10 protein-coding genes and 1 pseudogene are annotated in these 13,213 nt (G+C 59.0%); 5 read left to right on the forward strand and 6 right to left on the reverse strand.

Features of this window, described 5'->3' with window-relative positions:
* The first annotated feature begins 115 nt into the window (after positions 1-115).
* Genes ABI171_RS19210 through ABI171_RS19220 form a run of 3 tightly spaced genes read left to right on the forward strand, consistent with a single transcriptional unit; the run spans position 116 to position 3,221 of the window.
* Positions 116-1,498 (forward strand): cystathionine beta-synthase, encoded by a 1,383-nt coding sequence (locus ABI171_RS19210; RefSeq protein ID WP_348094140.1) that lies wholly within the window; start codon positions 116-118, stop codon positions 1,496-1,498.
* A complete protein-coding gene (locus ABI171_RS19215) occupies positions 1,495-2,694 on the forward strand; it encodes a PLP-dependent aspartate aminotransferase family protein (protein WP_348094141.1) in 1,200 nt (399 codons plus the stop codon). The genes ABI171_RS19210 and ABI171_RS19215 overlap by 4 nt, the downstream gene beginning before the upstream one ends.
* Entirely contained in the window at positions 2,691-3,221 is a 531-nt protein-coding gene (locus tag ABI171_RS19220) for a tetratricopeptide repeat protein (RefSeq protein ID WP_348094142.1), read from the forward strand. Before ABI171_RS19215 ends, ABI171_RS19220 begins: the two co-directional genes overlap by 4 nt.
* Positions 3,222-3,301: 80 nt before the next feature.
* Here the strand turns inward: ABI171_RS19220 and ABI171_RS19225 are convergent, their stop codons facing one another.
* On the reverse strand, positions 3,302-5,110 hold the full coding sequence (locus ABI171_RS19225; RefSeq protein ID WP_348094143.1) for a M4 family metallopeptidase: 1,809 nt from the start codon (positions 5,108-5,110) through the stop codon (positions 3,302-3,304).
* A 495-nt stretch (positions 5,111-5,605) separates the two neighbouring features.
* Here ABI171_RS19225 and ABI171_RS19230 point away from each other — a divergent pair, with 495 nt between their 5' ends.
* Entirely contained in the window at positions 5,606-6,355 is a 750-nt protein-coding gene (locus ABI171_RS19230) for a CVNH domain-containing protein (protein WP_348094144.1), read from the forward strand.
* A 4-nt stretch (positions 6,356-6,359) separates the two neighbouring features.
* Here ABI171_RS19230 and ABI171_RS19235 read toward each other — a convergent pair whose 3' ends face one another.
* Complete coding sequence (locus ABI171_RS19235) at positions 6,360-7,280, reverse strand: LysR family transcriptional regulator (RefSeq protein WP_348094145.1); 921 nt, start codon at positions 7,278-7,280, stop codon at positions 6,360-6,362.
* 135 nt (positions 7,281-7,415) lie between these two features.
* Here ABI171_RS19235 and metE point away from each other — a divergent pair, with 135 nt between their 5' ends.
* Complete coding sequence (gene metE, locus ABI171_RS19240) at positions 7,416-9,704, forward strand: 5-methyltetrahydropteroyltriglutamate--homocysteine S-methyltransferase (protein WP_348094146.1); 2,289 nt, start codon at positions 7,416-7,418, stop codon at positions 9,702-9,704.
* 90 nt (positions 9,705-9,794) lie between these two features.
* Here the strand turns inward: metE and ABI171_RS19245 are convergent.
* The 4 genes and pseudogenes from ABI171_RS19245 to ABI171_RS19260 all read right to left on the reverse strand — a co-directional run.
* A pseudogene (locus tag ABI171_RS19245) lies at positions 9,795-10,382 on the reverse strand (ATP-dependent Clp protease proteolytic subunit); the annotation flags it as partial.
* Positions 10,383-10,502: 120 nt separating this feature from the next.
* Positions 10,503-11,321: a MetQ/NlpA family ABC transporter substrate-binding protein gene (locus ABI171_RS19250; protein ID WP_348094147.1), complete on the reverse strand. Its 819-nt coding sequence runs from the start codon at positions 11,319-11,321 to the stop codon at positions 10,503-10,505.
* 41 nt (positions 11,322-11,362) lie between these two features.
* Entirely contained in the window at positions 11,363-12,022 is a 660-nt protein-coding gene (locus ABI171_RS19255) for a methionine ABC transporter permease (RefSeq protein ID WP_348094148.1), read from the reverse strand.
* Entirely contained in the window at positions 12,022-13,068 is a 1,047-nt protein-coding gene (locus ABI171_RS19260) for a methionine ABC transporter ATP-binding protein (protein WP_348094149.1), read from the reverse strand. The genes ABI171_RS19255 and ABI171_RS19260 overlap by 1 nt, the downstream gene beginning before the upstream one ends.
* Positions 13,069-13,213: the final 145 nt, after the last annotated feature.

Below are 13,213 nucleotides of genomic sequence, written 5' to 3' on the forward strand. Positions count from 1 at the left end.
TCTATAAATTTCCCGCACCAAAATGTTTCGGTAAAGAACTGATAAGATAGGTCGATCCTCTGAACTAAGACCGGCAGCGGGCCAGCTGCCGTATTTCTGACAGGAAGATCTGCCTATGAACCTAGCAAGCCGTCCAGCGGTGCTGGACCTGATCGGCAACACGCCATTGATCGAAGTCACCCGGCTGGATACTGGCTGTTGCCAGCTGTTTCTCAAGCTGGAATCGCAAAATCCCGGCGGCTCCATCAAGGACCGCATCGGTCTGTCGATGATCGAAGCGGCCGAGCGGGATGGTCGCCTGCAAGCTGGCGGCATTGTGATCGAAGCCACCGCGGGCAACACCGGCCTTGGTTTGGCGCTGGTCGCCTGCGCTAAAGGCTATCAGGTGATTCTGGTGGTGCCGGACAAGATGTCGGTGGAAAAAATCCAGCACCTGAAAGCCTTGGGTGCGCAAGTCCATATCACCCGTTCCGATGTCGGCAAGGGCCATCCCGAGTATTATCAGGATGTCGCCGCGCGGCTGGCGAGCGAGATGCCGGGTTCTTTCTTTGCCGACCAGTTCAATAACCCGCATAATCCGCTGGCGCACGAACAGGGCACCGGCCCGGAGATCTGGCGGCAATCCGAGCAACGGCTGGATGCGATTGTTTGCGGCGTCGGTTCGGCCGGCACGCTGACCGGCTTGACGCGCTTCTTCCGCAAAGCGCAGCCCAAACTGGAGTTTGTACTGGCCGATCCGCAAGGATCGATCCTGGCGGAGTATGTGAATACCGGCAAGATAGAATCGACGCCGGGTTCCTGGGCCGTCGAAGGCATTGGTGAGGATTTCATCCCGGCGATCGCCGATCTGTCCGGCGTCAAGCACACTTACACGATCAGCGACGAAGAAAGCTTCCGCAGCGCGCGCGAACTGGTGCGAGCCGAAGGCATCCTCGGCGGCTCTTCCACCGGCACCTTGCTGGCGGCGGCCTTGCGTTATTGCCGCGAGCAGACCACGCCCAAGCGCGTGGTGACCATCGTCGCCGATACCGGCACCCGTTATCTCTCCAAGGTATACAACGACAACTGGATGCGCGACCAGGGTTTGCTCAAGCGTGAAATCCTTGGCGACCTGCGCGACATCATCGGCCGCCGTTACGCTGAAGGCGGCGTCATCAGCGTCACTTCCGGCGATACCTTGATGACCGCATTCAACCGCATGCGCAGCGCGGAAGTGTCGCAGTTGCCGGTGATGGTGGAGCAGGGCCGGCAGGTGGTCGGGATTATCGACGAGTCCGATCTGCTGCTCAAGGTTGCCGCCGATCCCGCCCATTTCCGCGACCCGGTAAGCAGCACCATGACCAGCGCCATAGAAACCCTGGCGCCGGATGCCGGCTTGCCGGCCTTGCGCAGCACGCTGGCGCGCGGCCTGGTCGCCATCGTCGCTGACGATCAGCAGTTCCATGGCTTGATCACCCGTTTCGATTTACTCAATCATCTTCGAAGGAGTCTGTTATGAGCAACGATAAAGAGCATGGTCACACGGCCGGCATGCATTTCGCCACGCGCGTGATCCACGCCGGGCAGTCGCCCGATCCATCCACCGGCGCCATCATGCCGCCGATCTACGCCACCTCGACTTTCGTGCAGCAAAGCCCGGGCGTGAACAAAGGGCTGGATTACGGCCGTTCCCATAATCCGACGCGCTGGGCGCTGGAGCGTTGCGTCGCCGACCTCGAACAGGGCGGGCAAGCCTTCGCCTTCGCATCCGGCATGGCGGCCGCAGCCAATGTACTGGAGTTGCTGGACGCCGGCGCCCACGTGATCGCCGGCGACGACCTGTACGGCGGCACTTTCCGCCTGTTCGACAAGGTGCGCCGGCGCAGCGCCGGACTGTCGTTCAGCTATGTCAACCTGGTCGACCCGAAAAACCTGCTGGCGGCGATCCGGCCGGAAACCAAGATGGTCTGGGTCGAAACGCCGACCAATCCGATGCTGAAGCTGGCCGACCTGGAAGCGATCGGCAAGATCTGCCGCGAGCGCGGCATCATCGCAGTGGCCGACAACACCTTCGCCAGCCCGATGGTGCAACAGCCGCTGACGCTCGGTTTCGATGTGGTGCTGCATTCCACCACTAAATACCTGAACGGCCATTCCGACATCATCGGCGGCATCGCCGTGGTCGGCCGCGAACCGCACCAGGCTGAATGGCTGGAGCGCCTCGGATTCCTGCAAAACTCGGTAGGCGCCATTGCCGGACCGTTCGACAGTTTCCTGGCTTTGCGCGGCATCAAGACCCTGGCGCTGCGGGTCGAGCGGCATTGCCAGAATGGGCTGGAACTGGCCAACTGGCTGGAAAGCCTGCCGGAAGTCAGGCGCATCCATTATCCCGGCCTGGCTTCGCATCCGCAGCATGCGCTGGCGCAGCGCCAGATGCAAGGTTACGGCGGCATCATCTCGGTCGATCTGAACACCGATCTGGCCGGCGCCAAACGCTTCCTCGAACGTTGCGAGATCTTTGCGCTGGCAGAGAGCCTGGGCGGCGTCGAAAGCCTGATCGAGCATCCAGCCATCATGACCCATGCGACGATTCCGGCGGAACATCGCGCCACGCTGGGGATCAGCGATTCGCTGATCCGGCTGTCGGTCGGCGTCGAAAATATTGCCGATCTGAAGAAGGATTTGCAGAATGCCTTCGCCGCGATGAAGGCATGAGCGACGGCTTGTCCGGGTGGGAAGCGCGGGTCGCCGCGGTGTGGGCCGAGCGCGACGCGATCTCTGGCGAACAATTGGTAACGCAGATCGATGCGCTGGCAGGAGAGCGCATGGCAGATGACGCTCCAGCGCTGTTCGAGCGCGCTTGCGCCCGTGACACGGCCGGGCTCGAAGCCGAGGCCGAGCCGCTGTATCGCGCCGCCTTGAAAAGCGGGCGGCTCGATCCGTATCGCCAGGCGCGCGCTTCCATTCAGCTAGGCAGCACCTTGCGCCTGCTCGGACAACTGGAGGAGAGCGAAGCGCTGCTCACCGCCCAGCTGCAACGCTACGCTGAGGCTGGCTACGGCAACGCCTTGCACGACGAAACGCGCGCCGTGCTGGCGCTCACCTACCTGTTGCAGGGTCGGGCGGTGGAGGCCGCCTGCCTGGCATTGACGACGCTGGCGCCGCATTTGTCGCGCTACAATCGATCCGTGGCTGCCAACGCCGCCGAGATAGGCAAGAGTTCCGCGTCCAGCTGGACTTGAATTACCTTTACCTGCGGGGCGATAAAAAAGCAAAACCCCGGCCGGCAAACGCTGCCGGCGGGGGTTTTGCCAGTTGACGCTTACTGGTAGTTGGCGACCAGCGAGACGCCGCTGATGCTACGATAGGCATTCAGCAACAGATAGTGGGTGCCTGCGGAAGGCGCGCTTATCGTCACGTTTTCCGCAGTGGTGCTGCCGTCGGATTTGCCATCGTAGGACGTGGTGGTCGGCGTGCTGCCGAACTTGACGTAGATGTCGCCGTCACCGCTGCCGCCGGACAACTGGAAGCTCAGGTTCCTGGCGCCGGCCGACACGGCGATGCTATACACCTTGCCGGCGCCGGTTGCCAGTGCAATGCCGGTGACTGGCACGCCCTTGGCCAGCACATTGCTGCTGCCGCCGCTGCAGCTCACCCCGACCCCGCTGAACGCCGTAGTGACATCTGCCACCGTGTAGCCGCGGTTGGCGGCTGCTTTCTCGACGCCGCATGCGCCTTGGTTGAATGTGCTGTTGGCAGTCCAGTACAGATGGTTGGCATCCGCCATCACCTCGAACGCCTTGCGCGTGCTCCAGCCGGCAGTCGTCGCCAGCAGGTAGAAGGCCTTGTTGTAGACGCCGCTGCTATAGTGCACGTCGAGGCTGCTGGTATAGTTTTTGGCGTTGTCAATCGAGCGGCCGTCCTGGGTCGGATTGGCCATGTAGCGCAGCGCGCCGCTGGCCTTGAAGATTTCCGTGCCAACCAGGAAATCGTTCTTCCCCTTCATGTAGTTCTCGGCAGCTTCGCCAGCCATGTCGGAGAAAGCCTCATTCATGCCGCCTGACTGGCCGCTATACACCAGGCCGGAATTCTGCTCGGTGAAGCCGTGGCTGATTTCATGACCGGATACGTCCAGCGCCACCAGCGGATAAAAGGTGGAAGCGCCGTCGCCGAAATTCATGGCGCTGCCGTCCCAGAAGGCGTTTTCATAGTTGTTGCCGTAATGGACTTTCATGTACAGGGTCTGGCTGATCGGGCGCAGGCTGAGCCATTCCTGATACATATTGAACACCACGTTGCCGAAGTAGTGCGCGTCATTCAGTGGTGAAAACGCGCCGTTGACTGCCTTGTAGGTATTGCGCGGGCAGGTGAAATGAAATGGCGTGCTGCCGCTGCTGCCGTTTTGCAGATCGACGGTCACCACGTTGGTGGTGATCATGTTGCAGTTGTTGTCAACGATCAGCGGGCCGTATTTGCCGCCGGGCTGGTATTCATATTGCCCGGTCTTGGCATTGCCGCCGGGACCGCTGGCTTCGTAGTGGGTGATGCCTTCCCATTGCTTCAGCACGGCGCCGGTGTTGGCGTCGATGATGTAGTAAGGGCGGCTAGGCTTGGCGGCGCTCTTGTTGACGAACGACACCACATAGATCAGTTGCGCCACATTGTTCCGGCCCAGCTGGACATACAGTCTGGTTTGTTCATTTTCGGTCACTGCCGCGCGGGAAACGGACTTGGCTTGCAGCAGTACGTCGGCGGCGGCGTAGACCGGCTTGGCGCTGGGCAGATCGTTCTCGATGTTGCGCAGCAGGCCGCCGGACATCGCGGGTTGCACCTGGTTCGCGGAACGCCGCTCGACAATCGCCTGGTCCCATACCGGCACGCCCTGGAAATACTGCTGGTAGCGGGTCACCACCTTGCCATTGGCGTAGTTCTGGCTGCGGAGGGGTTTCAACTCGTCGGCACCGAGCCCGAGAAAGGCTTGGACGCTGACCGGGCCGCTTTGTTTTGCGGCTTGCGCTTGCGGGGTGTAGCTCTCAAGATCAATGCGGTCGGCTGCGATAGCGCTTGAGCTAGCTGCGAGTAGAAGTGTGAAAAACAACGGGCCTTCGACGTGACGTAAAACTGGTTTCATGGTATCTCACTCTCTTGAAATTGATGCGTGGATAATTCATAAGGTGACCAGATACTTCGCGAACAAAAACACGACCGGCTATCCAAGGCGTCCATCACATCCGGTTCAAGCGATTCGTCAAGCAGGATCGTTTGCTCCTGATACTATTGATGCAAAATAAACAAGGGACAATTGACGTCAAGGATGATGGCGATGATTTTCATATGTGAAAATACGCAATCTAATTTACGTATTGTTACAAAGTGAAATGTCATGTGGTAACTTACGCTTATTTTTCTTGCCAAAATAGCTGTTATTTCTGACAGGAAATATGTGCCTTTTCCTCCAGTCGCCAGAGTTTCATAATGACAAGGGCGGGAGAGCTGGCTTGCGTAGATCGGATGTCCCCGGCCCGGCCGCAGCAGGAATTTCATGGGCAGGACAACGGAAAAGCTCTATTTCCTTGAAGTACAATAAGAAATATGAAAAATGTTTTATTTGTTGAATGGAAATGAAATGACAATCAAATCTGTATTTGCGGCGATTGCGTCCGTTGTGCTGGCTGTTTGCGCCGCTGGTTCTTATAGCAGCGCGTATGCACAGTCCTACGGGCAGGGTTATCCTTCCGCGCCAGCTTACGGCGGCGGCTATGGCGATAATTACGGCAATGAAAACGGGGTGCCGCCTGGCAGTTACCTCCAGTCTTGCCGCGATATCGTCGTCAGGCGCGGCATACTTGAAGCGACTTGCGGCGGAGACAATGGCGGCAGGCGCACATCCATCCCGGTGTATTCATGCAGAAGCGGGAGTTTTGAAAACATCAACGGCAACCTGCAATGTTCAGGCGATGGCCGAGATGATCGTGATTACGGCCGCGATAACAGGAATCTGCCTCCTGGTAGCTATCGGCAGTCCTGCTCCGATATCAGGATACGCGGCGACGTGCTCGAGGCAACCTGCGGTGGCGACAATGGCGGCAGGCGTACATCAATTTCCTTGTATTCATGCAGAAGCGGAAATTTTGAAAACATCAACGGCAACCTGCAATGCAGCGGTGGCGGGGGGCGTGATGATGGCCGCAACAACCGGGATCTGCCACCGGGAAGCTATCTGCAATCCTGTAGCGACATCAGCCTGCGTGGCGGCGTGCTTGCGGCAAGCTGCGGTGGTGGCAACAACCGCAGGATACAGTCGTCAGTCTCTTTGTCTTCCTGCAGAAGCGGCAGCTTCAGCAATATCAACGGCTATCTGCAGTGCGACAGATAACGGCTCAGAGCAGCTCCACGCTGAGCAGATTGACATAGCAACTCTCGCGCGTGGTGCTGACGAAGTCGACCAGATAGGGCTGCAGCGACATCTCCGGCAGGCAGGCCGCATACAAGCGGCCGGTCAGGCCTTTGGCGGTGATGCGCTTGGCTAGCACATAGTCGCGCGTCAGGTAATTCTGGGCGGCCCAGATCGGCAGGGTGGCGATGCCGCGGCGGCTAGCGACCAGTTGCAGCATCGCCACCGTCAGCTCGGTGGTGCGGCGCGCGGTCTGGATGCCGGCCGGCTTCAGCACTTGGCGCACCACATCCAGCATGTCGTCCGGCACCGGATAGGTAATCAGGGTATCGCCGGCAAAATCTTCCGCCACCAGGTATTCCCTGCCCGCCAATGGATGATCGTGCGCTACCAGCGCCACAATTTCAAAACTGAACAAGGCGTGATAATCGACTTTTTCGTCGGGGTCGACTTCCGCGACAATCGCCACATCCGCCCGATGTTCGTATAGCAGGCCCACCGGATCTGCCTGGAAGCCGGAGACGATATCCAGTTCGACTTCCGGCCAGCGTTTGCGGAAAATATCCATGGCCGGCATCAGCCAGTCAAAGCAAGTGTGGCACTCCACCGCAATCCGCAGCTGCCCGGCCACGCCTTGCGCCATGCGCACCAGGTCGCGCTCGCTTTCCGCCACTTGTGGCAACACCGCATCAGCCAGCTTCAGCAAGCGTTCACCCGCCGGGGTAAACCGCACCGGCACCGATTTGCGCTCGAACAAGGTGGTGCCGTGATGGTCTTCCAACTGTTTGATCTGGTGCGATAGCGCCGATTGGGTGACGTTGAGCAAGGTGGCGGCCCGCAGCAGGTTGCCGGCTTCGCGCAGTGCGTGCAAGGTTTTCAGGTGACGTAATTCAAGAATGGATTGCATAAAAGTGGGCAGATGAGCAAGAAAGATTTCTGTATGAGTAAAATTCAAGTTGATTCTTAATATTTATCGTTTGAATCATAATCCAATAGAGCCCAAGATGCGAGTCATCGAACATGTTTTTTATTGGAGATTGAGATGGCATTGGCACACGTATTAGGGTTTCCGCGCATTGGCGCCCACCGCGAACTGAAGTTTGCCCAGGAATCGTTCTGGAAGGGCGCTTCCGATGAAGCCGCCTTGCGCGCCACCGGCGCCACCTTGCGTGCGCGTCACTGGGAAGCCCAGGCCGATGCCGGCCTCGACTTCGTTACCGTCGGCGACTTTGCCTGGTACGACCAGGTACTGGGTACACTATCCTTGCTGGGCGCGATTCCAAGCCGCTTCGGCTTCGATCCGAAACAGCTCACCCTGGCCGACTATTTCACCCTGGCGCGCGGCAGCAAGCAGCACTTCGCGATGGAAATGACTAAATGGTTCGACACCAATTATCACTATCTGGTGCCGGAATGGACCGCCGATGTGCAATTCGACGGCGGCGTCGACTGGCTGCACGATGAAATCGCCGAAGCGCGCGCTCTCGGCCACAAAGTAAAGGTAGCGCTGGTCGGCCCGCTGACCTTGCTGTATCAAGGCAAGATCAAGTCTGGCATCGCCGGCAAGCTGGATCTGCTGCCTAAGGTGGTGGCCGGCTATCGGAAACTGCTGCAACGCTTGCATGCCGCCGGTATCGAGTCGGTACAGATCGACGAGCCGATCCTGGCGCTGGAACTTGACGCCAGCTGGCGCGCCGCCTTTGCGCCGACCTATGCAACACTGAACGACGGCGCGCCAGCGTTATTGCTGACCACCTATTTCGGCGAAGTCAGCGAGCATGCGGAACTGCTGCGCACGTTGCCCGTTGCCGGCGTCCATCTGGACCTGGTGCGCGGCGCCGGCCAACTGGAGCAGATCGCTGCCGGCTGGCCGCAAGACAAGGTGCTGTCGCTGGGCGTGGTCGATGGCCGCAACCTGTGGCGCACCGATCTGGACCAGGTGCTGACCAAGCTCAAGCCTTTGCAAGCGCAACTGGGCGATCGCTTGTGGGTCGCTTCCAGCTGCTCGCTGCTGCACGTGCCGGTTGACCTTGCCAACGAACCGAAGCTGGATGACGAACTGAAAAGCTGGCTGGCGTTCGCCACCCAGAAACTGGCGGAAATCGTCGCCCTCAAGCAGGCGCTGAATGGCAAGACAGCCGAAGTCGAAGCGCAATTCGTGGCTTCGCGCGCAGCACAAGCCAGCCGCCGTAGTTCGACCCGCATTCACAACCCGCTGGTGCAAAAGCGCCTGGCGGCAGTGACTGCGGCCGACGCCGAGCGTTCCGCCGGTTTCGACGCCCGTATCGCCAAGCAGCAAGCCAAGTGGCAATTGCCTGCATTCCCGACCACTACCATTGGCTCTTTCCCGCAAACCGCGGAAATCCGCCAGGCGCGCGCTGCCTACAAGCGTGGTGAAATCGGCCATTTGGATTACCTAGACAAGATGCGCGAAGAAATCCGCGTGGTCGTGGAAAAACAGGAGCAGCTCGGCCTCGACGTGCTGGTGCACGGCGAACCGGAACGCAACGACATGGTCGAGTATTTCGGCGAACAGCTGTGGGGCTACGCCTTCACCGCCAACGGCTGGGTGCAAAGCTACGGCTCGCGCTGCGTCAAACCGCCAATCATTTACGGTGACGTGTATCGTCCGGAAGCCATGACTGTCGGCTGGAGCCAGTTCGCGCAAACGCTGACCAGCAAGCCGATGAAGGGCATGCTGACCGGTCCGGTGACGATGCTGCAATGGTCCTTCGTGCGCGACGACCAGTCGCGTGAAACAACCGCGCTGCAAATCGCTTTGGCGCTGCGCGATGAAGTCTGCGACCTGGAAAAGGCCAACATCGGCATGATCCAGATCGACGAGCCTGCGTTCCGCGAAGGCTTGCCGTTGAAATCGCGCGACTGGCCGCATTACCTCGACTGGGCGGTGCGGGCGTTCAAGATCAGCGCCGCCGGCGTCGGCGACGAAACCCAGATCCACACCCACATGTGCTATTCGGAGTTCAACGACATTCTGCCGTGGATCGCCGCGATGGATGCCGACGTCATCACGATCGAGACTTCGCGTTCGGATATGGAACTGCTGGACGGTTTCGGCGAGTTCGCCTATCCCAACGACATCGGTCCGGGCGTCTACGACATCCATTCGCCGCGGGTGCCGCAAGTCGACGAGATGGAGCGCCTGCTGCGCAAGGCGCGCGGCGTGATTCCTGATGCGCGCCTGTGGGTCAATCCGGATTGCGGCCTGAAGACACGTGGCTGGCCTGAGACTTACGAAGCGCTGGAAAACATGGTGCTTGCGGCTAAGCGTCTGCGTGAAACGGTGGAGCAGGAGCGCAAGGCTGCATAAGATTCAAGAGTAATAATCGAAGGATAATAAAAGAGGGGGCGAGTAAATTATCTACTCGCCCCCTTTTCGTTAACTGATCGCTACGTCTCTTCAGGAAATTTCCTTGGCGCTCACAATCGATTTCGACACCAGGCCATACTCGATCGCTTCCGGCGCAGACATCCAGAAATCGCGGTCGATGTCGATCGTCACTTTTTCCACCTTTTGACCGGTCTCTTTTGCAATCAAGGCGCCGATTCTTTCGCGTACGCGAATGATTTCACGCGCTTGGATCGCGATATCCGATGCCTGGCCGCCGACGCCGCCGCTTGGCTGATGAATCAGGAAGCGCGTATTCTGCAAGCAGAAACGGCGCTCTTTCGGCACCGACAGGAAAACGTTGACCGCCGCGCTGCCGACCCAGCCGCTGCCGATCATGTTGACCGGCGCGTCGATGAAACGGATCACGTCATGGATCACATCGCCTGATTCCACGTGTCCGCCCGGCGAGCAGATCAGGAAATTGATCGGCGCCTTGGATTCGCCGGACAGGGCGATCAGCTGCTTGACTGCGTCGCGCGCCGCGGAGTCGTTGATTTGTCCGAATAGCAGCACAGTGCGTGACTTGAACGCTTTCTCTTCCAGGAAGGCGTCGCGCTGGGATGTGCTTGTTTCAACTTTTTCTTCCATGATGTGCCTCTGAGGTGTTTGGGTGTTTTGTTAATCGCAAAACGCTTAGTGTAAACTAAAAAGCCCCCGCAAATTGCGAGGGCTTTTTTAAGACCGCTTAGATACATTCAAACGTCGTGTCTGCGGCTATCAGAATGCCGGCACTACCGCGCCTTTGTATTTCTCTTCGATGAATTTCTTCACTTCCGGGGAATTCAGCGCAGCTGCCAGCTTCTTCACGGCAGGGCTGTCCTTGTTGTCGGCGCGCGCCACCAGCAGGTTGGCGTAAGGTGAATTCGCATCTTCAATGAACAGCGAATCCTTGACCGGGTTGAGCTTGGCTTCGATCGCATAGTTGGTGTTGATCAGCGCCAGGTCGACCTGGTTCAGCACGCGCGGCAAGGTTGCGGCTTCGAGCTCCTTGAACTTCAGGTGCTTCGGATTCTCGATGATGTCTTTTTGCGTTGCCGAGATGTTGCTTGGATCTTTCAGTTTCAGCAGGCCTTGGTGCGACAGCAGCAGCAACGCGCGGCCGGAGTTGGACGGGTCGTTAGGGATAGCGACGGTAGCGCCGTCCGGCAGGTCGGACAGTTTCTTGTACTTGCTGGAGTAGCCGGCGAACGGTTCGACGTGAACCTTGGTGACCACCACTTCCAGGTCGTTCTTGTGACTCTTCTTGAATTCATTCAGGTACGGCAGATGCAGGAAGAAATTGCCGTCTACCCGTTTTTCGTTGGTTTGCACCGCCGGCTGGATGTAATCGGTGAATACCTTGACCTGCAGGTCGACGCCTTCCTTGGCCAGGATCGGTTTGACGAATTCCAGGATTTCAGCGTGCGGCACCGGTGTGGCGGCGATCACCAGCTTGTCCAAGGCTTGTGCTGGTGCGGCAGCGATCAGGCTGAAGGTCGAGAACACTGCCGCAGCCAGTCCGAGTGACAGTGAAAATTTGCGTGACGTACGTGACATATATAACTCCCTTTTTTGATTTTAAAAATACAAGCGAAAAATTATTTGCGTGTGAAATGCTGCACCAGCCGGTCGCCGGAAAATTGCAGCGCCTGCACCAGCACCACCAGCACGGCGACGGTGGTCACCATCACTTCGGTCTGGAAGCGCTGGTAGCCGAAGCGGATCGCCAGGTCGCCGAGGCCGCCGCCGCCGATCACGCCGGACATGGCGGCGTAGGACATCAAGGCAATGGCGGTCACCGTGGTGGCGGCGATCAGGCCAGGCAGGGCTTCCGGCAGCAGGGCACCGAAGATGATCTGGCGCTTGTTGGCGCCCATCGCCTGGCAGGCTTCGACCACGCCGCGGTCGATTTCACGCAAGACGTTTTCCACCAGCCGCGCAAAGAACGGCGCAGTGCCCAGCACCAGCGGCGGGATCGCTCCCAGCACGCCGAGCGAGGTGCCGACCAGCAGCACAGTGACCGGGATCATCACGATCAGCAAAATAAGGAAAGGCACCGAGCGCAGCACGTTGACCACCAGCGACAGCGCACGGTAGATGCCGCGCTGTTCCAGCAGTTGGCGCTTGCCGGTGATGAATAGCAGGATCCCGAGCGGCAGGCCGAGCAGGATCGTGAACAGCAGGGAAAAGCCAGTCATGGCCAGGGTTTCCCAGGTGGCTTGCCAGATGTCGGCCCAGTCGATGAGAGAGAAATCCATTATGTGAGTACCTCATGGCGGATGTTGTGCTGATCCAGCGTCGTGAAAACCTGCGCCACATCGGCCGGTTCGCCGCGCAACTCCACCAGCAGCTGGCCGTAGGGCGTGTCCTTGATGCGAGCGATGGTGCCTTGCAAAATGGTGATCAGCGCCGGCGTGGCGGCGGCGATGCTGCTCAGGATCGGCTGGTAGGTGATGTCGCCGACATAAGTCAGGCGCACCAGCAGGCCGGGCAAATGCGCATGGCCTTCAGCCGTCGGCGGCAGCAATGCGGTTTCGGCGGAAAACGGCGTGCTTTCCGCCACCATGCTTTGCGTCACCGCGTGCTGCGGATGCAAGAACACTTCAGCTACCTCGCCGCTTTCAACGATCCTGCCGGCCTCAATCACGGCCACGCGGTCGCAGATATTGCGGATTACCTGCATCTCATGCGTGATCAGGACGATGGTCAGGTTCAATTTGCGGTTGATGTCGAGCAGCAGGCGCAGGATCGCCTGCGTGGTTTCGGGGTCCAGCGCCGAGGTCGCTTCATCGCACAACAGCAGGTGCGGCGTGTTGGCCAGTGCGCGGGCGATGCCGACCCGTTGTTTTTGGCCGCCGGACAATTGCGCCGGATATTTGTCGCGGTGTTCGCTAAGGCCGACCAGCGCCAGCAGCTCGGCGACGCGGGCGGCGCGTTCCTGTTGTGTGTACTTGCCGGTGATTTTTAGCGGCCAGTCGATGTTGGCGGCCACGGTCTTGGCGTTGAGCAGGTTGAAATGCTGGAAGATCATGCCGATGCGCTGGCGCAACCGGTGCAGGCCGGTATTGTCGAGCGCGGTGATATCCTCGCCTTCAACCAGTACTTTGCCGCTGGAAGGGCGTTCCAGCATGTTGAGGGTGCGGATCAAGGTGCTCTTGCCGGCGCCGGAGCGGCCGATGATGCCGAAAATTTCGCCTTTTTTGATATGCAGATTGATGTCGGACAATGCAGCGACGGCGGGTGCCTGGCTTTTTGCATTGGGTTCCAGCGGATAGGTTTTATGCAGTTGCTCGATACGAATCACGGATTTGCTTCAGATTGGTCAGTCAGGCGTGCAATTTTAGCAGCGTCGCTATATACACCAAAGTTATATATCGTTATTTATATATAACAATCCTGTTGTTAGGCGACACCGTTATTGTGTGAAGATGGCGTGGCGACAACATGCA

The sequence above is a fragment of the Collimonas sp. genome (genome assembly GCF_039923675.1).
GTDB lineage: Bacteria > Pseudomonadota > Gammaproteobacteria > Burkholderiales > Burkholderiaceae_D > Collimonas.